Source organism: Aerolutibacter ruishenii, assembly GCF_007830115.1.
GTDB classification, from domain to species: Bacteria; Pseudomonadota; Gammaproteobacteria; order Xanthomonadales; family Xanthomonadaceae; genus Aerolutibacter; species Aerolutibacter ruishenii.
The window spans coordinates 424,048-444,233 of the sequence record NZ_VLKP01000001.1; the positions used below are offsets into that span (position 1 = coordinate 424,048).

18 protein-coding genes are annotated in these 20,186 nt (G+C 68.6%); 5 read left to right on the forward strand and 13 right to left on the reverse strand.

Annotated features, from left to right (window positions below; all coding sequences use genetic code 11):
* Positions 1 to 106: 106 nt before the first annotated feature.
* The 13 genes from IP93_RS02015 to IP93_RS02075 form a co-directional block, all read right to left on the reverse strand.
* Entirely contained in the window at positions 107 to 1,609 is a 1,503-nt protein-coding gene (locus IP93_RS02015) for a S8 family serine peptidase (RefSeq protein WP_199747035.1), read from the reverse strand.
* A 136-nt stretch (positions 1,610 to 1,745) separates the two neighbouring features.
* The gene (gene hslU, locus IP93_RS02020) at positions 1,746 to 3,116 is read right to left on the reverse strand and encodes an ATP-dependent protease ATPase subunit HslU (RefSeq protein ID WP_242006689.1); all 1,371 of its coding nucleotides are present in this window, start codon (positions 3,114 to 3,116) and stop codon (positions 1,746 to 1,748) included.
* Between the two features lie 2 nt (positions 3,117 to 3,118).
* A complete protein-coding gene (gene hslV, locus IP93_RS02025) occupies positions 3,119 to 3,670 on the reverse strand; it encodes an ATP-dependent protease subunit HslV (protein WP_144811412.1) in 552 nt (183 codons plus the stop codon).
* A gap of 342 nt (positions 3,671 to 4,012) precedes the next feature.
* Positions 4,013 to 4,897, reverse strand: a complete 885-nt coding sequence (xerC, locus tag IP93_RS02030) for a tyrosine recombinase XerC (RefSeq protein WP_144811414.1) — start codon at positions 4,895 to 4,897, stop codon at positions 4,013 to 4,015.
* A gap of 102 nt (positions 4,898 to 4,999) precedes the next feature.
* Positions 5,000 to 5,674 (reverse strand): DUF484 family protein, encoded by a 675-nt coding sequence (locus tag IP93_RS02035; RefSeq protein WP_144811415.1) that lies wholly within the window; start codon positions 5,672 to 5,674, stop codon positions 5,000 to 5,002.
* Positions 5,671 to 6,528: a diaminopimelate epimerase gene (gene dapF / locus IP93_RS02040; RefSeq protein WP_144811534.1), complete on the reverse strand. Its 858-nt coding sequence runs from the start codon at positions 6,526 to 6,528 to the stop codon at positions 5,671 to 5,673. The genes IP93_RS02035 and dapF overlap by 4 nt, the downstream gene beginning before the upstream one ends.
* A 1-nt stretch (position 6,529) precedes the next feature.
* The gene (lptM, locus tag IP93_RS02045; protein ID WP_144811417.1) at positions 6,530 to 6,784 is read right to left on the reverse strand and encodes an LPS translocon maturation chaperone LptM; all 255 of its coding nucleotides are present in this window, start codon (positions 6,782 to 6,784) and stop codon (positions 6,530 to 6,532) included.
* A gap of 48 nt (positions 6,785 to 6,832) precedes the next feature.
* Positions 6,833 to 7,225 carry a YbaN family protein gene (locus IP93_RS02050; protein ID WP_144811418.1) on the reverse strand — a complete coding sequence of 131 codons (393 nt, stop codon included), beginning with the start codon at positions 7,223 to 7,225 and terminating at the stop codon, positions 6,833 to 6,835.
* A gap of 58 nt (positions 7,226 to 7,283) precedes the next feature.
* Complete coding sequence (locus IP93_RS02055) at positions 7,284 to 9,491, reverse strand: S9 family peptidase (protein WP_199747036.1); 2,208 nt, start codon at positions 9,489 to 9,491, stop codon at positions 7,284 to 7,286.
* 84 nt (positions 9,492 to 9,575) lie between these two features.
* Positions 9,576 to 11,705 carry a prolyl oligopeptidase family serine peptidase gene (locus IP93_RS02060; protein WP_144811420.1) on the reverse strand — a complete coding sequence of 710 codons (2,130 nt, stop codon included), beginning with the start codon at positions 11,703 to 11,705 and terminating at the stop codon, positions 9,576 to 9,578.
* 109 nt (positions 11,706 to 11,814) lie between these two features.
* On the reverse strand, positions 11,815 to 12,180 hold the full coding sequence (locus IP93_RS02065) for a hypothetical protein (protein WP_242006691.1): 366 nt from the start codon (positions 12,178 to 12,180) through the stop codon (positions 11,815 to 11,817).
* Between the two features lie 62 nt (positions 12,181 to 12,242).
* Positions 12,243 to 13,106 carry a patatin-like phospholipase family protein gene (locus IP93_RS02070; protein WP_158636250.1) on the reverse strand — a complete coding sequence of 288 codons (864 nt, stop codon included), beginning with the start codon at positions 13,104 to 13,106 and terminating at the stop codon, positions 12,243 to 12,245.
* Positions 13,107 to 13,161: 55 nt separating this feature from the next.
* Positions 13,162 to 14,130 carry a helix-turn-helix transcriptional regulator gene (locus IP93_RS02075; protein ID WP_144811423.1) on the reverse strand — a complete coding sequence of 323 codons (969 nt, stop codon included), beginning with the start codon at positions 14,128 to 14,130 and terminating at the stop codon, positions 13,162 to 13,164.
* Positions 14,131 to 14,263: 133 nt separating this feature from the next.
* Here IP93_RS02075 and IP93_RS02080 point away from each other — a divergent pair, with 133 nt between their 5' ends.
* The 5 genes from IP93_RS02080 (at position 14,264) to IP93_RS02105 (ending at position 20,091) form a co-directional block, all read left to right on the forward strand.
* Positions 14,264 to 14,887: a hypothetical protein gene (locus IP93_RS02080; protein ID WP_144811425.1), complete on the forward strand. Its 624-nt coding sequence runs from the start codon at positions 14,264 to 14,266 to the stop codon at positions 14,885 to 14,887.
* Positions 14,888 to 14,930: 43 nt separating this feature from the next.
* Positions 14,931 to 18,074 (forward strand): molybdopterin oxidoreductase family protein, encoded by a 3,144-nt coding sequence (locus IP93_RS15735; protein WP_199747037.1) that lies wholly within the window; start codon positions 14,931 to 14,933, stop codon positions 18,072 to 18,074.
* The gene (locus tag IP93_RS02095) at positions 18,071 to 18,298 is read left to right on the forward strand and encodes a hypothetical protein (RefSeq protein WP_144811426.1); all 228 of its coding nucleotides are present in this window, start codon (positions 18,071 to 18,073) and stop codon (positions 18,296 to 18,298) included. The genes IP93_RS15735 and IP93_RS02095 overlap by 4 nt, the downstream gene beginning before the upstream one ends.
* Complete coding sequence (locus tag IP93_RS02100; RefSeq protein ID WP_144811428.1) at positions 18,295 to 19,068, forward strand: 4Fe-4S dicluster domain-containing protein; 774 nt, start codon at positions 18,295 to 18,297, stop codon at positions 19,066 to 19,068. The genes IP93_RS02095 and IP93_RS02100 overlap by 4 nt, the downstream gene beginning before the upstream one ends.
* 66 nt (positions 19,069 to 19,134) lie before the next feature.
* Positions 19,135 to 20,091, forward strand: a complete 957-nt coding sequence (locus IP93_RS02105; protein ID WP_144811429.1) for a dimethyl sulfoxide reductase anchor subunit family protein — start codon at positions 19,135 to 19,137, stop codon at positions 20,089 to 20,091.
* The last annotated feature ends 95 nt before the right edge of the window (positions 20,092 to 20,186 follow it).

A 20,186-nucleotide genomic window follows, 5' to 3' on the forward strand; every position in this document is an offset into this window, starting at 1 on the left:
TAAAGCGTTTGGCAACCCGCGCCGAAAAACAAGGAGGGCCCGCCGTAGCGGGCCCTCCTCGACCAGACGACCAGCCCGGCACCTGGCCGGGCATGTCGCCCTGCACTTACTTGGGAAGCGCCTGCATCGCGTTGAACGCGCGGACCAGGCCGTAGCCGTAGTACACATCGCGACCGGCCGCGCCCAGGTCCAGCGCGGTGCTGGTCATGGCATTGCGCACCTGCTGGTTGGTAGCCGCCGGGTTGGCGCTCCACACGATCGCGGCCACGCCGGACACATGCGGGGTAGCCATCGAGGTGCCATCCAGATAGGCATAGCCGCTGGCGTTGTTCTGCTGGACGGTGCTGACGCTTGCAGTCTGGCCCAGCGCGGCGCCGACCAGGGCCAGGCCATCTTCCTGGCTCATGCTGATCGCCGGAATGGTGGAGGTCACGCCATCGCCCAGCGTGCCGGAGAAGCTGCCGGCCACGTTGTTGTACACCGCCGCCGCCACGCCGCCACCGGCGGTGACGTTGTTCACCTTGTCGATAAAGCTGATGTCACCACGCTCGCACAGCACGACCTTGCCCGCCCAGCTGCCTGGGCTGGTGCAACGGCCGCCGTGCACCATCGCGCCACTGGTCGCGAACTGGCCGGAACCGGTGATCGCCGAGACGATGAAGCTCTCGCCGACGGCCGACATGGTCGCGGAGATGAAGGGATAGGTGCTGAGCACGCTGACGCCCGGCGCGGCGAGTTCCACCTGGCTGGTGTACTGCGAGAACGAGGCGCGCACGTTGCTGGCGTCCACTGCGGCAACCGAGACCACGCTGCTGTACGAAGCCGGGTAGCTGTGGCGGTTGTTGCCGTCGTTGCCCGCCGCGGCGATGCTCAGCACGCCCTTGTTGTAGAGGTTGTTGAAGCCGGTTTCCTCGGTGCGGCTCTTGGTGCTGCCGCCCAGGCTCATGTTGATGACCTTGGCGCCCGCGGCCTGGCAGCGGTTGGCCGCGTCCACCACCGACGAAGCGTAGCTCCAGCCGCAGGCGGCGCCATCGAACACCTTCACGATGTGCAGCGACACCTTGCCCGGGCTCACGCCCACCACGCCGGTGGTGTTGTTGGCGGCGGCAATCGTGCCCGCGACGTGCGTGCCGTGGCCGCAGCTGTCGGTGTTCCAGCTCTGGCCCGGCGATGCATAGCCGGTCATGCTGATGCCGGCGAAGTCCTCATGGTTGGCATTGATGCCCGAATCGATCACGCAGACCTTGATGCCGGTGCCGTCAGCACCCGCGGCCCAGGTCTGCGGCGCCTGCACGTTGTCGATGCCGTACGGCGTGACCTGGCCGCTGAGGTAGCGCGGCGCGTCCTGCTCGATGTACTCGATGTGCGGGCTGTTGCGCAGGCCTTCGAGCGCCTGCGGCGGCAGCGTGGCCGCGAACACGTCGGCCTGGGCCACCTTCATGTGCACGCGGCCGCCCGCGGCCTTCAATGCATGCTCGACCACCGCCTGGGTGCCCGGCTTGAACTTGACCATCACGCGATTGGGATCCGGCTTGGCGGCAAAGGCGGCAGCGGACATGGTCAGGACCATCGCGGCGCCCAGGGCGGCCGCGAGCTTGCTATGAGTCATCTGTTTTCCCCGAAGAACTGTAGTTGGTTTTGGATGCGCGCCCAAAGCTTCCTGCCGGACGCGACGCCGAAACGTAACACAGCTCGGCCAGCGGTCATGTTGCGCCGCGCCATGGCGACGCAACATGCCTGGAGGGTCACAGAATGTAACGGCTCAGGTCGGGGTCCTGGACCAGTTCGCCCAGGTGCGCATCGACATACGCGCGGTCGATGGTGACGCTCTGTCCATCCCGGTCGGGGGCTTCGTAGCTCAACGTATCGAGCAGGCGCTCGAGCACGGTGTGCAGGCGGCGCGCGCCGATGTTCTCCTGGCGCTCGTTCACCTGCGCCGCGATCTCGGCCAGGCGCTCGACCGCGTCGGCGGTGAACGCCAGGTCCACGCCTTCGGTGCGCAGCAACTCCACGTACTGCGTGGTCAGCGCCGCCTTGGGCTCGGTGAGGATGCGCACGAAATCGTCCTTGCTCAGCGCGCCCAGCTCCACCCGGATCGGAAAGCGGCCCTGCAGCTCGGGGATCAGGTCGCTGGGCTTGGCCAGGTGGAACGCACCGCTGGCGATGAACAGGATGTGGTCGGTCTTCACCGGCCCGTACTTGGTGCTGACCGTGGAGCCTTCCACCAGCGGCAGCAGGTCGCGTTGCACGCCCTCGCGGCTGACATCGCCGCCGGTCGCGCCGGGCTGGCTGCGCTTGGCCACCTTGTCGATCTCGTCGATGAACACGATGCCATGCTGCTCGCAGGCCTCGATGGCGGCGGCACGGATATCGTCCTCGTTGACCAGCTTGCCTGCCTCCTCTTCGACCAACAGGGTACGCGCAGCCTTGATCGTCAGCTTCTTCCTGCTGGTCTTGTTGCCAGCCACCTGCGAGAACATCTGCCGCAGCTGCTGGCCCATTTCCTCCATGCCCGGCGGCGCCATGATGTCCACGCCGATGTTGACCGCGGCGTCGACCTCGATCTCGCGCTCGTCCAGCGCGCCGCTGCGCAGCTGCTTGCGCAGCTTGATCCGCGTCTCCGACTCCTGCGCCGACGGCTCGGCCTGCGCGGCCTGCGGGTCGAAGCCGATGCCGGCACTGCGGCGCGGCAGCAGCGCGTCGAGGATGCGATCCTCGGCACGTTCTTCCGCCTGGGTGCGCACGTGTACCTTGGCCTGTTCGCGGTACAGCTTGACCGCGGTGTCGGCCAGGTCGCGCACGATCTGCTCCACGTCCTTGCCGACGTAGCCGACCTCGGTGAAGCGCGTGGCCTCCACCTTCACGAACGGCGCGTTGGCCAGCGTGGCCAGGCGCCGCGCGATCTCGGTCTTGCCCACGCCGGTGGGGCCGATCATCAGGATGTTCTTCGGCATCACTTCATTGCGCAGTTCCGGCGCCAGCTGCATGCGGCGCCAGCGGTTGCGCAGCGCGATGGCGACCGCACGCTTGGCCTGCTGCTGGCCCACGATGTGGCGGTCGAGCTCCTGCACGATCTCGCGCGGGGTCATGGTGGCGCTCGTGGTGTCGGGTTTCATGCTCACAGTTCCTCCACCACCACGTTGCGGTTGGTGTAGATGCAGACATCGCCGGCAATGCCGATCGCCTCGGTGGCGATGGTGCGGGCGTCCAGTTCGGTGTGCGCCATCAGCGCGCGCGCGGCGGACAGCGCGTACATGCCACCGGAGCCGATGGCGATGATGCCGTCCTCGGGTTCGATCACGTCGCCGGTGCCGCTGATGATCAGCGAGGTCTCGCGGTCGGCCACCGCGAGCAGCGCTTCGAGCTTGCCGAGGCGGCGCTCGGTGCGCCAGTCCTTGGCCAGTTCGACGGCGGCGCGGGTCAGCTGGCCGTGCTTCTCCAGCTTGGCCTCGAACAGTTCGAACAGGGTGAAGGCATCGGCGGCGGCGCCTGCGAAACCGGCAATCACCTGGCTGTCGCGGCCGAGGCGACGCACCTTGCGCGCGTTGCCCTTCATCACGGTGGCGCCGAGGGTCACCTGGCCGTCGCCGGCCACGGCCACGCGACCGTTGCGGCGCACCGAGACAATCGTGGTGGCGTGGAAGACGTTTGGATTCTGGCTCGGGTCCATGTGGACCTTTCCTTGGGGGGGGGAATCCCATGGATGGGGATGGGGGCTGCTCCCCTCAAGGGTAGGCGCCACGTGTTGGATTCAGCCTGGGCGATGTCGTTGATCACCTTCCATGGCAAACACCGGGGCGCCCTGCTCCCGCCCGGCACGCTTCCGCGATCGAAGAAGAAGCGCTTCCGGGATATTCACACTCGCCGCACTTGTCGTTGTTGCCACATCGCCCTCACCCCATCCAAGGCGGATCGGTGATTCCGATTCAACCGAGCGAGTATCGGGGAGCGAATTGAATCGGAATCACCGATCCGCCGCCCTACCACGCCACGAATGAAGGCAACAGCGCCCTCAACCCTTCCGCTTGGCCCGCGGATGCGCCGCGTCATACACCTTGGCCAGGTGCTGGTAGTCCAGGTGCGTATAGATCTGCGTGGTGGCGATGTCGGCGTGGCCAAGCAACTCCTGCACGCCGCGCAGGTCGCCGGAAGACTCGAGGATATGGCTGGCGAAGCTGTGGCGCAGCAAATGCGGGTGCACGCGCTTGAAGAGCCCCTGGCGCTGCGCGAGTTGACGCAGGCGCAGTTGCACGGCACGTGGGGTGATCGGGCCACCACCGCGACCGGGGAACACCGGCGCGTCGCTACCCGCACCCGTGGAGGCGCGCCATTCGTGCAATGCATTGCGCGCGAACGAACCCAGCGGCACGCTGCGCTGCTTGCTGCCCTTGCCCAGCACGGTCACCAACCCGTCGGCCAGGTCGAGATCACGCCAGCGCAATGCGCACAGTTCGCTCAAACGCAAGCCGGAGGAGTAGAACAGCTCCAGCAACGCACGGTCGCGCAGGCCCAGCGGCACATCGGTGGGCACTTCGACCAGCGCCTTCACCTCGTCCGGGTCCAGCACCTGCGGTAGCTTGCGCGGCGCCTTCGGGGCGCGGATCGCGGCCGCCGGGCTGGCGGCAAGACGCCCCTGGCGCACGTGCCAACCGTAGAAGCTGCGGCACGCCGACAGGCGTCGCTGCAGGCTCTTGGCCGACAGGCCGCGACGGTGCTCGGCGGCCACGAACGCACGCAGTTGCTCCGGCTCCAGGGCCAGCACATCGAGGCCCTGTGCTTCGCTCCACTGCGCCAACGCGTCCAGGTCGCGCCGATAGGCATCGGTGGTATGGGCGGACATGCGCCGCTCCACCGTCAGGTACGCAAGGAAGGCTTCAATCGGCGCCGGTACCGTCATGTCGGTCCCGCCCCACTACCGCCCAGCGCCCAGTCACTGCGCGGACAACGCTGCAAGCAGCCCCGCATGGCCGCTACGCGGAGCCGTGCCATGGATTTCACGTCAGCTTGCATACCTCGCCAGCGCCGTGGTCAGCGACTCGCCCATCATGCGCAGGAACAGCGTGCCCATTCCTGGAAAGAACCGGTTGGGATCGCGGCTGCCCACCGCCACCAGGCCCACGCCCGGCAATGGCAGCAGCGCGGTCGACTGCACTTCGTCGGCGCGCATGCCGTAGAGCACGGTGTGCTTTTCGGGCTGCAGGCGGCCACACAGGGGTTCACCGGTGACCAGACAGTCGCGGAACGTGTGCAGGCCCGCGTCCTCCACCGGCACTACCTGCAACCAGTCTGCTTCTTCCAACCCGGCGACGGGCTTGAACAACACCACGCGCACCAGGTCGCCGTTGAAATCCTCCGCCAGAGACGCGGCCATCGCGCGCAGCGTGTCGGCCGCGTTGCCCTGGCGCATCAACGCCAACGTCAGCTGGTGCGTGCGCACGCTCAGGCGCTCGTTCTCCTGCGCGTTGCCGAACAGTTCGTGCAGGCGCCGCGTGAGCTCGCGGTTCTTGTCGCGCAGCACTTCCAGCTGGTAACTGGCCAGCGACGCGGCCGGACCTTCGTCACGCGGCACCACCAGGCTGATCGCCAGGTCGGGGAACTGCCGCAGGAAGCCCGGATGGCGTCGCAGCCACGCCGCGACTTCGTGGGCACCCAGCTTCTCAACGGTATCGGTCATGGCGTGGCGTACTCGGTCAGTTGGCCTTCGAACACGAAGGCGGTGGGGCCGGCCATCGCCAGCGGTGCGTCATACTCGGGCCAGCGGATGCGCAGTTCACCGCCGGGCAGCGCGACGACCACGTCGCGCGCGATGCGGCCACGGCGCATCAGCACCGCGGCGGCCGCACAGGCCCCGCTGCCGCACGCCAGCGTTTCGCCAGCGCCGCGCTCGTACACACGCAGGCGGATTCGGTCGAAGGCCTCGACCTGGGCGAAGCCGATATTGGCCGATTCAGGGAAAGCCGGCTGCGCCTGCAGCGCGGGGCCGAGCGTGGCCACATCAGCGGTAGCGGTGTCGGGCACTTCCAGCACCGCGTGCGGATTTCCCATCGACACCGCACCGAAGAACTGCAATGCGCCACCCACTTCCAACGCATACGTTTCCTGCGCCTGGTCAAAGCCCCGCAGCGGCACGTGCGACGGCTCGAAATCCGGCACGCCCATCACGACTTCGAAGCGGCCTTCGCCCAGGTCGGTGACGGCATGCGTGCCCACCGGGCTGTCGAGCAGGAACTGGCCTCCCTTGGGTGCGGCGCCATCGCGCACCAGCCACGCGGCGATGCAGCGCGCACCATTGCCGCATTGCTGCGACGGGCTGGCATCGGAATTCCAGATGCGGTAGCTCGCCACCGAACCGGCGGCGCGTGGTGGTTCGACGGTGAGGATCTGGTCGCAACCCACGCCGCGGTGGCGGTCACCGAACAGCCGGCACAGCGCCGCATCCGGCGCGGGCGTACCGTCACGCAGGTCGATCACCACGAAGTCGTTGCCGGCGCCGTGCATCTTGGCGAAACGCCGGCCGGTGGCAGGCATTTCAGCCATCGCCTTCCCGCTTGGGTGCAATGGGCGCGGGCGTGCCAGGCACCGGCTCGGCCGGCGCTGGTTCGGCCGGTACCGGGTCGGCCGGCGGCGCGTCGGGGGCCGGCTGTGCGCCCGCCTCCACCGGCGGCTCCGCGGGCACCGTCTGGTCCGGCACCGGTGCCTGCGGCAGCACCAGCGGGCCCTTGTTGCCACAGCCGGCCAGCGGCAGCGACAACGCGATCATCAGGATGGCGGTCTTGAGCTTCATCCGCGCAGTGTAGCGCGCCCCTGCCACGGCTCAACGCCGCCGCGGCGGTCAGGGTTCAGGCCGCATCCACAGCCAGAGCGCCACCACGGCCATCACCGCACTGCCCAGCGCCGCCATCCACCACGCCGGTGCGGTGGCGAACATGATCAGGGCCGCGAGGATCATCATGCCGATGGCCAGCCGCTTGGCGCGGCGGCTGACCGCGCCGCTGCGTTCCCAGTCGCGGATCATCGGCCCGAACTGGCGATGCGCGTGCAGCCAGGCATGCAGGCGCTTCGACCCCCGCGCGGCGGCGAACGCGGACAACAGCACGAACGGCACGGTGGGCAGGCCCGGCACCACGATGCCGACCAGCCCGAGGCCCAGGGCACCGTAGGCCAGCACCAGCCAGGCCCAGCGGAAGCGGCCGAGGTGCCCGTCGTTTGGCAGTGGGTCACTCATGGGGGAAGTATGCGGCAGCACGAAGAAAGCCGCCGCCTCCTGCCCCATGGCGGCCCCGTCAGTGCGACCCGGACACCGCCGGCTTCACGCCCAGCTGGTCAAGCAGGAACGCATACATCTCCGACAGTTCGCGATAGCGGCGGAACCGTCCCGACTTGCCGCCATGCCCCGCATCCATGTTGGTGCGGAACAGCACCGGCAACCTGGACGTGTTCAGGTCACGCAGCCGCGCCACGTACTTGGCCGGCTCCCAGTACTGCACCTGCGAATCCCACAGCCCGGTACCGACGAACATCGCCGGGTACGCCTGCGCCTTCAGGTTGTCGTACGGCGAGTACGACAGCATGTAGGCGTAGTAGTCGGCCTTCTCCGGGTTGCCCCACTCGTCGTACTCGTTGGTGGTCAGCGGGATCGACGCGTCCAGCATGGTCGTCACCACGTCCACGAACGGCACCTGAGACAGGATCACCCGGTACCTGTCCGGGGCCATGTTGCTGATCGCGCCCATCAGCAGGCCGCCGGCGCTGCCGCCGTAGGCCGCCACCCGGTCCTTCGCCGCATAGCCTTCCTTGACCAGGAAGTCGGTGACATCGATGAAGTCGGTGAAGGTGTTCTTCTTGTGGAACAGCTTGCCGTCGTCGTACCACTTGCGGCCCATTTCCTGGCCACCGCGGATGTGGGCGATGGCGTAGACCACGCCGCGGTCGAGCAGGCTCACCACCGGCAGGTTGAAGCCCGGGTCGATGGAGTTGCCGTAGCTGCCGTAGGCGTACTGCAGCAGCGCGGCCGTACCGTTTTTCTGGAAGCCGTTGCGGTACACCAGCGACACCGGCACCCGGGTGCCGTCCTTCGCCGTGGCCCACACGCGCTCGGTGGTGTACCAGGCCGGGTCGTAACCCAGCACCGGCTGCTGCTTGAGCGTGCGGCGCTCGCCGGTCTTCGTATTGACCTCATAGGTGGTCGCCGGCGTGGTCAGCGAGGTGTAGGTGTAGCGCAGCCAGTCGGTGGCGTGCTCGGCGTTGGTCGACAGGCCCATGCTGTAGGCCGGCTCGTCCACGCTCACGTATTCGTCCTTGCCACCGGGCTTGAGCAGTCGCAGGCGCTCCAGTCCGTTGCTGCGCTCGCTGATGGCGCTGAAGCCGTCGAACAGTTCAAAGCCTTCGATGAACACGTCGTCGCGGTGGCCGATCCACTCCTGCCACTGCGCACGCGACGTCGCGTTGCTCGGCGCGGTCATCAGCTTGAAGTTGGACGCCGGCTTGCCGTCCGCGCCAGGCGCGTTGGTGCGGATCACCCAACGGCCACCGTGGTGCTCGGCCTGGTATTCCACATCGCGCTGGCGCGGGGCGAGCACGGCGAAGGTCTCGGGGTTGGCGGCCGGTGCGCAGCGCGACTCGCTGGACACGGTGCTCTCCACGCCGATGCAGATGTACTGGTCGTCGCGGGTACGGCCGATGCCCATGTAGAAGCTGTCGTCGTGCTCTTCGTACACCAGCACGTCCTGCGCGGCCGGGGTGCCGAGCACGTGTTTCTTCACCCACACGGTCAGCAGGGTCTCGGGGTCATTCTCGACATAGAACAGGGTCTTGTTGTCGTCGGCCCACACCAGGTTGGGCGAGACGCCGCTGATGGTGTCGGCATACACCTCGCCGGTGTCGAGGTTCTTGATTCGGATGGTGTACTGGCGGCGACCGACGGCATCCTCGGCCCAGGCCAGCAGGCGGTTGTCCTGGCTGACCTCGAAATCACCGACGCTGAAGTAGTCCTTGCCCTTGGCCATGGCGTTGACGTCGAGCAGCACCTGCTCGTCGGCATCGGGGGTCTCGCTGGCCTTGAGCACGGTGGCGGCGTTGGCGCCGGCGGCGTCCTTGCGGCGCGCGTGGATCGGGTAATCCTGGCCGGTGGCGAAACGGCTGTAGTACCACCAGCCACGCTCGCGGTACGGCACCGAACTGTCGTCCTGCTTGATGCGGCCGACGATCTCGTCGTACAGCGCGTTCTCCAGCGGCTTGAGCGGCGCCATCACCGTGTCGACGTAGGCGTTCTCGGCGTTGAGGTACGCCAGCATCTCCGGGTTCTTGCGCTTGTCGTCGCGCAGCCAGTAGTACTCGTCGTTGCGCTGCGCGCCGTGCGGGGCCTTGACGACATGCGGCTTCCTGGCGGCGTCGGGTGCGGTGGGCAGATCGGTACGACCGGCGGCGCCGGCGAGGCTGGGAGTGGTGGTCATGAGCAGCGTGGCCGCCAGGATCAGGGAAGTGGATTTCATGGAATGGGGTCCGTCCTTGTCAAAAGCAACGGGCGCCCTGAGGAGCGCCCGCTGCGGTGTCACGTCAAGGCCTCACGGCAGCGGTCACTCGGACAGCTGGTTCCAGAGGAAGGTGTAGGCCAGCGCGCTCATGTGCGCGGCCTGCGCGTTGTTGGCCGCGCCGCCGTGGCCGCCTTCGATGTTCTCGTAGTAGCGCACGTCCTTGCCGGCTTCCGACATCAGCGCGTGCATCTTGCGCGCGTGGCCCGGGTGCACGCGGTCGTCGCGGGTGGAGGTGGTGAACAGGGTGGCCGGGTAATCACGCTTCTTGTCGAACAGGTGGTACGGCGAGAAGGTCTGGATGAACTCCCAGTCGGCGGTGTCGGGATTGCCGTACTCGGCCATCCACGACGCACCGGCCAGCAGGTGGCTGTAGCGCTTCATGTCCAGCAGCGGCACCTGTACCACCACCGCGCCAAACAGCTCGGGGTACTGGGTCAGCATGTTGCCGGTAAGCAGGCCGCCGTTGCTGCCGCCCTGGATGCCCAGGTGTTTGGCGGAGGTGATCTTCTTGGCGACCAGGTCGCGGGCGACCGCGGCGAAGTCCTCGTAGGCCTTGTGACGGTTGGCCTTGAGCGCGGCCTGGTGCCAGCGCGGGCCGTACTCGCCGCCGCCGCGGATGTTGGCGACCACGTACACGCCGCCCTTCTCCAGCCAGCCCTTGCCGGCATTGGCGTTGTAGCTCGGGGTCAGTGCGATCTCGAAACCGCCGTAGCCGTACAGCAGGGTCGGTGTCTTGCCGTCCAGCGTCAGGCCCTTGGGCTTGACCATGAAGTACGGGATCTTGGTGCCGTCCTTGCTGGTGGCGAAGTGCTGCTCGACCACGTGCCTGCTGCCGTCGAAGAACACCGGGTTGGTCTTCAGCACCTCGGGCTGCTGGCCCAGCTGCGCCAGCGACAGCGAGGTCGGGGTCAGGTAGTCGGTGGCGGTCATCCACACGGCGTTGCTTTCATCGGCGTCCACAGCGCCGACGGCCACGGTGCCGATGGTCGGCGCGCCCACCATCGGCGCGCTGTTCCACGCGGCGCCGTGCACGGCGTCGGCAGCCGGCGGGGTGAGCACGCTGATGCGGTTCTTCACGTCCTCGAGCACGTTGACGACGAGGTGGTCCTTGGTCCAGCTGTAGCTGGCCAGCGAAGTGCGCTCGTTCGGCGCGAACAGCGTGGTGAACACGCGCTGGCCGGCCATGAAGTCATCGAACCTGGTGGCGATCAAGCTGCCGGCGGCGTAGGCCTGGCCGCCCGCGTTGTAGGGCTCGCGCAGCTCCAGCAGCAGCCACTGCTTGTGCACGCCCTTGTTGGCAGAGTTGGGCGCGTCGATCTTCGTCAGCTTGCCGTCCTTGCCGCGCAGGTAGAGCTCGTCGTTGTAGAACGCCAGGGTGCGGCTGACGAAATCGCGCTCGAAGCCGACGGTGTCGTCGTGCATGCCGGCGATGTACATGTCATCGGCCTTGCCCTCGTACACCACGGTCGCGGCGGTCATCGGCGTGCCGCGCTTCCACTGCTTGACCACGCGCGGGTACCCCGACGAGGTCATCGAACCGGTACCGAAGTCGGTGAAGACGTAGACGTTATCCTGGTCGATCCAGCCGAGGCCGCCCTTGGCCTCGGGCCGGAAGAAACCGTCCTTGATCCAGGTCTTGCTGGTGAGGTCGAACTCGCGGGTGACGTCGGCATCGGCGCCTCCGCGCGACAGCGCAACCAGGCAGCGCTCGTAGGCGGGCTTGAGGCACTGCGCGCCATGCCACACCCAGTTCTCGCCTTCGGCCTTGTTCAGGGCGTCCAGGTCGAGCACGGTTTCCCACTGGGGCTCGGGCTTGCGGTATTCGTCCAGCGTGGTGCGGCGCCACAGGCCGCGCTGATGCTGCGCGTCCTTCCAGAAGTTGTAGTAATACGGCCCGATCTTCTCCACGCCCGGGATCTTGGCAGTGGAATCGAGGATGGCGCGGATGTCGGATTCCAGCTGTTTGAAGGCGGGCGTGCTGGCCAGTTCGGCCTCGGACTTGGCGTTCTGCTGCTTGACCCAGGTGAGGGCGCGTTCGCCTTCGACGTCTTCCAGCCAGGCGTAGGGGTCGGTCATCGTGGTCTCCTTGGCGTGGGCGACTCCCACGGTGGCGACAGCAGCGAAGCCGGCGGCGGCGACCAGGTGCTGGCAAGCCTTCGACAGTGGCGTCATGGGTGCTCCGGTACGGGCGAGGTAAACCTTGGACGCTAGCACACCGGTCGTCCCGGTCCGCGTGGCCAAAGTCATGCCCGGATCACGTGCGATGGGCGGGCTGGATCGCTCAGGCCGTCTGTGCGCGGGCCGCTTGGCTACGGCCGCCTGGGCACGGGCCGCTGGCGCGCCCGGCCGGCCGGGCGCGGCGGCGGGCCTGGGGCAGACTGCGTCGACGACGCGGTCGTGCAATGGCGGCGGCCGGCTCACGACCGCCCCATGGCAGGCGGAAACCACGCGTGGCCCACAGGGCGACCAGCGGCATGCCCAGCAGCCACATCGGCAACCAGCCGACGCTTGCCACCGAGCCGCGTGCGGCCGGCAACAGCAGCACCAGCACGGCGCCGACGGCCAGCAGCAGCTTCAGCGCCTCGTCCAGGCGCGGGTCGGGGGTGGTGGTGGACGAGGCGGCAACGGCTTCGATCGGACGGGTCATGGCGGCACTCCGGTGCGGGTTGCCGACAGGGTGCGATGCCGCCATCTCACCGGTTGCGACGTTCAGTAGCCCGCGGCGTCGAGGGCCCTGGTGGCCTCGGTGCGGCCGATCTCGATCATCTCGGCCACGCGCCAGAACTCGTAGATCTCGCACGCATCGCGCGGGATCCGCATTTCCACACCCGGCGGGTCCAACGCCAGCTGCACGCGCGCCAGTTGCGCCTGCATGGTGTCGAAAGACTGCGCCATCAATTCGGTGAAGCCCAGCCTGGGGTGGGCACCGACGGTGTCTTTCACCTGCCGGAACTGGCGCGGCGGCCACCAGCTTCGCGACACCGGCTCCGCAGACTCCCCGGCGGCATCGGCCGCGGCCTGCCGCGCGGTGCCCGAAGGCGGGCCGTTGAGGTCGATCGCGATGATGGTATCGGCATCGGCCATGCGCATCGCCGTCATCGGCAAGGGCGCCAGCAGGCCACCGTCCACCATTTCACGGCCATTGATCACCATCGGGGTGAACACACCGGGGATCGCGAACGATGCGCGCACCGCGTCCCACATGTCGCCCTGGCGGAACCACACTTCGCGCTGGCGGACCAGGTCGACCGCCACCGCGGTGAAATCGATGGTGAGATCCTCGAACCGCGGCGAACCGCACACTTCGCGCAGGGCCGCCATCAGCCGATCGCCGGTGAACAGCGCCGCACGGCCCCAGCCCGGGTCGAGCAGGCGCAGCATCGTGTTGCGATCCATGCTGAGCAACCAGTCGCGATAATCGGCAAGGCGGCCGGAAGCGTGCAGGCCGCCGACCAGCGCACCGATCGACGTGCCGGCGATGGCGACGATCTCCAGCCCGCGCGCCTGGATCACTTCGAGCGCACCGATCTGCGCTAGCCCGCGCGCACCGCCTGAACCCAGCACGAGCGCCACCCGCTTACCGCCTGCCTGACCCTTCCCGTTGCCGCCCACGACCGCCATCGCCGGATCAGCCCGTGTAATTGCCGATCGCCAGCTGCAACAGGGCATGCGCCTGTTCGCGCAGCACCGCCGGCTCCACGATCTCCGCATCGGCGCCGTAGTGCATCACGTCCATCAGCAACTCGCGGCCGGCGCTGTAGGGCACCTTCAGCTCGTAGCGGCCATCGGCGAGGAACCGGCCCTGCTGCTGCGAGTGCCAGTGCTCGTCGGCCACCCAGCGCGCGGCCTTGGCACTGAACACGATCGTGGCCCAGCCCTTGGGCGTACCGGAAAAAATCCCGTAGCTGGATGCCAGGTGCTGGTTGAGCTCGTCCTCGGGCAGGTCGCGCGCGGCGGCATCGCCCACCCGCGCGTTGCCGATGCGGTCGACCGAGAAGCTGCGCAGGGCCTCGCGATCATGGTCCCAGGCATCCAGGTACCAGTTGTCGCGATAGTGGGTCAGGCGTTGCGGCGACACCGTGCGGCGCGTGGTCTCGTCGGTGGAGCGCGCGCGGTATTCGAAGGTCAGCTGCTTGCGGTCCAGCACCGCGGTGGCGACGTTGCGGAAGGCGTGCTCGTCCAGCCGGCGGGTGCGGTGCGGGATCACGCGCACACGCTCGACCGGAATGCGGCGGCCGCCGGCGTGTTCATCCAGCAGCTTCTCGATGCGGTGCTGCAGCGGCGCCAGCGCATTCGACAGCACGCCACCGCCGCTGCGCACCAGGAGCTGCTGCGCGGCCAGAAGCGAATGCAGTTCTTCCGAGCTCAGCCACAGGCCGGGCAGTTCGAAGCGGTCGTTGTCGCTGTGGTCGTAGCGGAAGCCGGCCTCGCCGTTGCCCACCAGTGGCGCCATCAGGCTGTCGCGCAGGTAGGCCAGGTCGCGGTACACGGTGGCGCGCGAGCACTCCAGCTCGTCCTGCAACCGCTGCACCGTCACCGGGTAGCGCGCGGCGGACAGGATGCGGTGCAGGGCGTGGATGCGTTCGATGCGTTCCATGACGGGCCGGACGGGATGGCAGGCGCCTAGGATGGCACAGGCAGGCTACAGTCGGCCGCGACGGCTCGCACTATCGCGTAACCGGCGCTTAACCCGGGCACGCGGATACTGCCGGCCGGCCTGGAGGGCAAGGATGCATTCGACACGCGAAACGCGCTGGGAGCGCGGCATGGCCACGCTGCTGGCATTGGCCTTGAATGGCTGGGCCGTCTGGGCCCTGGCGACCGCCATGCAGCCGACGCCCGCACCGGAAGCCGCGCCGGCGGTGTTGCAGGTTGCATGGGTGCGACAACGCGAACCCGGAGCGCTCGTCCACGCACCCGCGCCGCCGCAACGGCTGGCCAGCGCACGGCCGACACAGGAGCACCCGCCAACGCACGGCACACAACCCTTGCCGGCTCCGCCGCCGGCCAAGCATTCCGATCCGACCCTGCCCACCCCGGTGCGTCCACTGTCGGCGGTGTACGTCGCCCAGCTACGCCAGGCCATGCATGCGGAAGGCAATGGAATTGATTTCCACGATCCGTTGGCAGATCGCCCTGCCCAGGTCCCGGGCCAGGCCGCCAACCGCTTCCGCATGCGCACGCCAATGAGCCCGGCGCGCGCGGTAGCGATGGTCGGCATGCTGTTCGGTGGCAGCGATCCCGCCGAGCCGTGCCGCAGCAACCGCGCCCGCATCGCCGGCCTGGGCACGGCCGGCAACAGCGAACGGCTGCAGCAGGAGCTGGATTTCGAACGGCGCTGGTGCCGACCCTGACCCACCGTGGTGTCGGCCGGACACCACGGGCACAATGCATGCCATGCATTTGCCCAAGCAACCGGACATCGACACCTCGCCTTCACCCGGCGACGAGGTCAAGACCACCACCTGCTACATGTGCGCCTGCCGCTGCGGCATCAAGGTGTGGCTGCGCGACGGCCGCGTGCGCTACATCCAGGGCAACCCCGAGCACCCGGTCAACCAGGGCGTGCTGTGCGCCAAGGGCTCGGCCGGGATCATGCAGCACTACTCGCCGGCACGGCTGGACAAGCCGCTGCTGCGCGTGGGCGAACGCGGCAGCGGCGAGTTCCGCGAGATCGAGTGGGATGAGGCGCTGGCCATCGCCACTTCATGGCTGGCACCGATCCGCGAGCGCAATCCCGATGAACTCGCGTTCTTCACCGGCCGCGACCAGTCGCAGGCACTGACCGGCTGGTGGGCGCAGCAGTTCGGCACGGTCAACTACGCCGCGCATGGCGGCTTCTGCTCGGTCAACATGGCTGCTGGCGGGCTGTACACGCTGGGCGGCAGTTTCTGGGAGTTCGGCGAACCCGACTGGGAACACAGCCGCTACCTGATGCTGTGGGGCGTGGCCGAGGACCACGACTCCAACCCGATCAAACTCGGCCTGGGCAAGCTCAAGGCACGCGGGGCGAAGATCGTGGCGATCAACCCGGTGCGCAGCGGCTACGGTGCGATCGCCGACGAGTGGGTGGGCATCCGCCCGGGCACCGACGGCCTGTTCGCCTTCGCGCTGATCCATGAACTGCTGAAGGCCGACCGCATCGACCTCGAATATCTGGTGCGCTACACCAACGCGCACTGGCTGGTGGTGCGCAATCCGGGCGGGGCCGACGACGGCCTGTTCGCGCGCGATGGCGAAGGCCGTCCGTTGTGCTGGCAGCGGGCGGGCGCGACAAGCGATGCCGCGCATGCGTCCCGCATGGAGAGCGATGGGTACGCCGTACCTGCTGACAGGATCGACATCCAGCCCAAGGTCGTCGGTGAGGTGACCCTGGCCGACGGCCGCCGCGCCGTGCCGGTGTTCCACCTCGTCGCCGAGCGCTACCTCGACCCGCAGTACGCGCCGGATGCGGTGAGCGAACGCTGCGGCATTCCCGCCGACACCATCCGCCGCATCGCGCGCGAACTGGCCGAAGCCGCCTTCGAACACGAAGTACGCCTGCCCATCGCCTGGACCGACGCGTGGGGTCGCGAGCACGCGGAGATGGTCGGCCGGCCGGTATCGCTGCATGCCATGCGCGGCATCAGCGCGCACAGCAACGGTTTCCACACCTGCCGCGCGCTGCACCTGCTGCAGCTGCTGCTGGGTGCGGTCGATACGCCCGGTTCGTTCCGCTATCAGCCGCCCTACCCCAAGCCCATCCCGCCGCCCAACCGCCCGGGCCGGGCGCGCCAGGCCAACGGCGCGCTGGATGCCGCGCCGCTGGGCTTCGTGCACGCGCCCGAGGACCTGGTCGTGGACGACGACGGCGCGCCGCGGCGCATCGACCACGCGTTCTCCTGGGCCTACCCGCTGTCCTCGCACGGGATGATGCACACGGTGATCCGCAACGCGTGGGCGGGCGACCCGTACCGCATCGACACGCTGCTGATGTTCATGGCCAACATGGGCTGGAACTCGGCGATGAACACCAGCGAGACCATCGGCTGGCTCACCGACAAGGACGAAAGCGGCGAGTACCGCATCCCGCGCATCATCTACGCCGATGCCTACGCCAGCGAAACGGTGGCCTATGCCGACCTGGTACTGCCCGACACCACCTACCTGGAGCGATTCGACGCGATCAGCCTGCTCGACCGCCCGATTTCCGACGCCGATGGCGCAGCCGATGCGATCCGCCACCCGGTGCTGGACCCGGCACTGGGGGGAAGCGCGCATGCCGATGACGCGAACGGCGGGGGCAACGGGGGCATTCGCGCCGGGAAGGGCGGAGCCGGTAGTGGCGTCGATGGCGACGGCCGACCCACGGACGGTGCGGCACACCGCCAACGCGACGTCCGTGGTTTCCAGAGCGTGTTGCTCGACCTTGGCGCGCGCCTTGGCCTACCCGGCATGGTCAACGAGGACGGTTCACCCAGGTACCGCGACTACGCCGACTACATCGTGCGCCACGAACGCGCCCCGGGCGTGGGCCTGCTCGCCGGCTGGCGCGGCGCCGATGGCACGCTCCAGGCCAAGGGCGCCCCGAATCCCGAGCAGTTGCAGCGCTACATCGAGCACGGCGGCTTCTGGCGCAGCGAGATCCCGGAGCACGCGCGCTATTTCAAGATGGCCAACCGCGGCTACCTGGAGTGGGCGCAGCGCATGGGCTTCCTCGGCCACGCCGAGCCGATCGCGTTGCAGCTGTACTCCGAGACCCTGCAGAAGTTCCGGCTGGCCGCGCAGGGTCACGGCACGCCGCAGCCGCCAGAGGCGCATCGCGCGCGCGTCGCCACCTATTTCGATCCGCTGCCGATCTGGTACGAGCCGTTCGAGGGCGTGCAGACAGGAAGCAGCTCCCCGAGCAGCGTCGATGCCATGCGCCAACCGGGGCACGGCGCAAACGACGGGCACGACGGCAGCGGCACGGGCGGCGACATCGCGGGCGGCGAGATCGCGCGCGGCAACGCCGCGACGGCGCATCCCTTCCCGCTCAGCGCCGTGACCCAACGACCGATGTTCATGTACCACGCCTGGGGCTCGCAGAACGCATGGCTGCGGCAGATCGCCACGCGCAACATGCTGTATCTGCACCCGGATACCGGCGCGCGCCACGGCATCGCCGACGATGACTGGATCACGGTGACCTCGCACCACGGCACCATCACCGTGCAGGCCAGGCTGGCGGGCAACGTGCAGCCCGACACGGTATGGACGTGGAACGCCATCGGCAAACGCAAGGGGGCGTGGCGGCTGGCGCAGGATGCGACGGAGTCGCGCCGGGGGTTCCTGCTCAACCACCTGATCAGCGACGTCACCCCGCGCGGCGACTACGCCAACGCCGACCCGGTCACCGGCCAGGCGGCATGGTTCGATCTGCGCGTGCGGATCGCCAGGGCGGCACCGACCGACGAGACCGCACCCCAGTTCGCGCCACTGCCCTACGGCGAGGCCAGCGAACGTCCGCTGCGCTACGGCGCTGCCTTCCGCAAGGCCTCCGCGGCCGGAGACAAACGATGAACGATGGACGCCGCTTCGCCGGCTGGCTGTGCGTGGCACTCGGATTTGCGGTCAACGTGCTGGTGGGCCATGGGGTGCTCGGCCCCATCACCGTGTCCACCACCGACGCGCCCGCTTCACTGGCGGCGATGCTGTTCGGCCTGCTGCCCACGGTGCTGGGCGCGCTGGCGCTGTTCGTGCTGGGCCTGTGGCTGCTCAAGGGCAGCCGGCGGGGTTCGCGATGACCGCGCTGCCACCACCGTCGAAGAAGAAGCTGGGGCTGGTGATCGACCTGGACACCTGCGTGGGCTGCCACGCCTGCGCGGTGAGCTGCAAGGAATGGAACGCCGGCGGCTTTGCCGCGCCGCTCACCGACGAACAGCCCTATGGCAAGGCCCCTTCCGGCGTGTGGTTCAACCGCGTGCACAGTTACGAGCTCGCGGCGACTTCGCCCTGCGGGACCTCGCCCTCGCTGGCCAGCGAAGCGGCGCAACCGGCCATGACCCTGCACTTCCCGCGTTCGTGCCTGCATTGCGAACAGCCGGCGTGCGTCACCGTATGCCCGACCGGCGCCAGCTACAAGCGCGCCGAGGACGGCATCGTGCTGGTCGACGAGGACAAGTGCATCGGCTGCAAGCTGTGCTCCTGGGCGTGCCCTTACGGCGCGCGCGAGTACAGCCCGGTCGAAGGCGTGATGAAGAAATGCACGCTCTGCATCGACCGCATCTACAACGAGCACCTGGACGAAGCCGAGCGCCAGCCCGCCTGCGTGCAGGCCTGCCCCACCCGGGCGCGCCACTTCGGTGACCTGGGCGATCCCGGGTCCAGTGTCTCGAAACTGGTGGCCGAACGCGGCGGCGTGGACCTGATGCCGGAACTGGGCTACCGGCCCACCAACAAGTACCTGCCACCCCGCCCACGCCGCACCGCCGCCGTGGCGCCACCGCAGGAGACCCTGGACACGTCCCAGCTGCCTGGTGTGCTGCGTTGGCTGGACCGGGTGCTGTCGCGGTGACGCCCGCGGCCCTGCACGCAGTCGCGCCGACCGGCACCCGCCCCTTCCCACACCGTTGCTGAATCCATGCATCCCGCCTTTTCCGTCATCTTCTTCACCACGTTGTCCGGCGCCGGCTATGGCCTGTGGGTCTGGCTGGGGCTGCGGCTCGCGCTTGGCGGCGTGTCACGGGCCGACGCCGGCCCCTGGCTGGCCGCGCTGATGCTGGGCGGCGTGCTGGTCAGCGCCGGCCTGCTGGCCTCGCTCGGCCACCTGGGCAAGCCCGGACGGGCGTGGCGCGCACTGTCGCAATGGCGCAGCTCGTGGCTTTCGCGCGAAGGCGTGGCCGCCTTGGCGACCTTCGTGCCGGCCGGCGTGCTGTTGCTGCTGCTGGGCGCGCGCCAACTCGATCCTGCCGGCCACGGACTGGCCCACGTGCCCGGTGGGTGGCTGTCGCTGACCGCCGCGCTGCTGATCGTCGGCAGCCTGGCCACCGTGGCCAGCACGGCGATGATCTACGCCTCGCTCAAGCCGATCCCCGCCTGGCGGCAGGCACTGGTCCTGCCCGGCTACCTCGGCTTCGCGCTGCTCACCGGCAGCCTGCTGGACCAGACCGTGCTGGCGTGGTCCGGCCGGCCCGCTGCCGGCGGCTGGGCGGCGCTCGCGATGGCCGTCGCCATGGCGTGGCTGAAGCTGGCCTACTGGCGCGCGATCGACACCACGCCGCTGCCGGTCAGTCGCGGAGACGCCCTCGGCCTGCCCGCGCGCGCGCCCAGCGTATTCGAGCGCCCGCACACAGAGGCCAACTACGTCACCCGTGAAATGGGCTTCGTGCTGGCCCGCAAACACGGCCACCGCCTGCGCGTGCTGGCGGTGGCGCTGTTTGGTGCAGTGCCGGTGCTGTGCCTGCTGCTGGCGCAGTCCGCGCCCGCCGCTACGGCCGTCGGCCTGGCGCTGGCCACGTTGTCCGCGCTGCTGGGCGTTGCAGTCGAGCGCTGGCTGTTCTTTGCCCAGGCCCGGCATGTGGTGAGCCTGTATTACTGAAACCCGGGTGTGGGCGGTGCCGTTTGCCCCGTTCCGGTCGTGAATGCCCCGCGAGGCCGCTTGCCGCGAACCGGTGGCGAAGGCCGCCCTGACCC

What these genes read in the sequence shown, in the direction of transcription:
- IP93_RS02095 (WP_144811426.1), top strand. Translation starts at nt 18,071, where the DNA reads ATGAACGATGGACGCCGCTTCGCCGGCTGGCTGTGCGTGGCACTCGGA.
- IP93_RS02035 (WP_144811415.1), bottom strand. Translation starts at nt 5,674, where the DNA reads ATGACCGATACCGTTGAGAAGCTGGGTGCCCACGAAGTCGCGGCGTGG.
- IP93_RS02075 (WP_144811423.1), bottom strand. Translation starts at nt 14,130, where the DNA reads ATGGAACGCATCGAACGCATCCACGCCCTGCACCGCATCCTGTCCGCC.
- IP93_RS02100 (WP_144811428.1), top strand. Translation starts at nt 18,295, where the DNA reads ATGACCGCGCTGCCACCACCGTCGAAGAAGAAGCTGGGGCTGGTGATC.
- dapF (WP_144811534.1), bottom strand. Translation starts at nt 6,528, where the DNA reads ATGCCTGCCACCGGCCGGCGTTTCGCCAAGATGCACGGCGCCGGCAAC.
- hslV (WP_144811412.1), bottom strand. Translation starts at nt 3,670, where the DNA reads ATGGACCCGAGCCAGAATCCAAACGTCTTCCACGCCACCACGATTGTC.
- IP93_RS02065 (WP_242006691.1), bottom strand. Translation starts at nt 12,180, where the DNA reads ATGACCCGTCCGATCGAAGCCGTTGCCGCCTCGTCCACCACCACCCCC.
- IP93_RS02060 (WP_144811420.1), bottom strand. Translation starts at nt 11,705, where the DNA reads ATGACGCCACTGTCGAAGGCTTGCCAGCACCTGGTCGCCGCCGCCGGC.
- IP93_RS15735 (WP_199747037.1), top strand. Translation starts at nt 14,931, where the DNA reads ATGCATTTGCCCAAGCAACCGGACATCGACACCTCGCCTTCACCCGGC.
- lptM (WP_144811417.1), bottom strand. Translation starts at nt 6,784, where the DNA reads ATGAAGCTCAAGACCGCCATCCTGATGATCGCGTTGTCGCTGCCGCTG.
- xerC (WP_144811414.1), bottom strand. Translation starts at nt 4,897, where the DNA reads ATGACGGTACCGGCGCCGATTGAAGCCTTCCTTGCGTACCTGACGGTG.
- IP93_RS02055 (WP_199747036.1), bottom strand. Translation starts at nt 9,491, where the DNA reads ATGAAATCCACTTCCCTGATCCTGGCGGCCACGCTGCTCATGACCACC.
- IP93_RS02105 (WP_144811429.1), top strand. Translation starts at nt 19,135, where the DNA reads ATGCATCCCGCCTTTTCCGTCATCTTCTTCACCACGTTGTCCGGCGCC.
- hslU (WP_242006689.1), bottom strand. Translation starts at nt 3,116, where the DNA reads ATGAAACCCGACACCACGAGCGCCACCATGACCCCGCGCGAGATCGTG.
- IP93_RS02050 (WP_144811418.1), bottom strand. Translation starts at nt 7,225, where the DNA reads ATGAGTGACCCACTGCCAAACGACGGGCACCTCGGCCGCTTCCGCTGG.
- IP93_RS02080 (WP_144811425.1), top strand. Translation starts at nt 14,264, where the DNA reads ATGCATTCGACACGCGAAACGCGCTGGGAGCGCGGCATGGCCACGCTG.
- IP93_RS02015 (WP_199747035.1), bottom strand. Translation starts at nt 1,609, where the DNA reads ATGACTCATAGCAAGCTCGCGGCCGCCCTGGGCGCCGCGATGGTCCTG.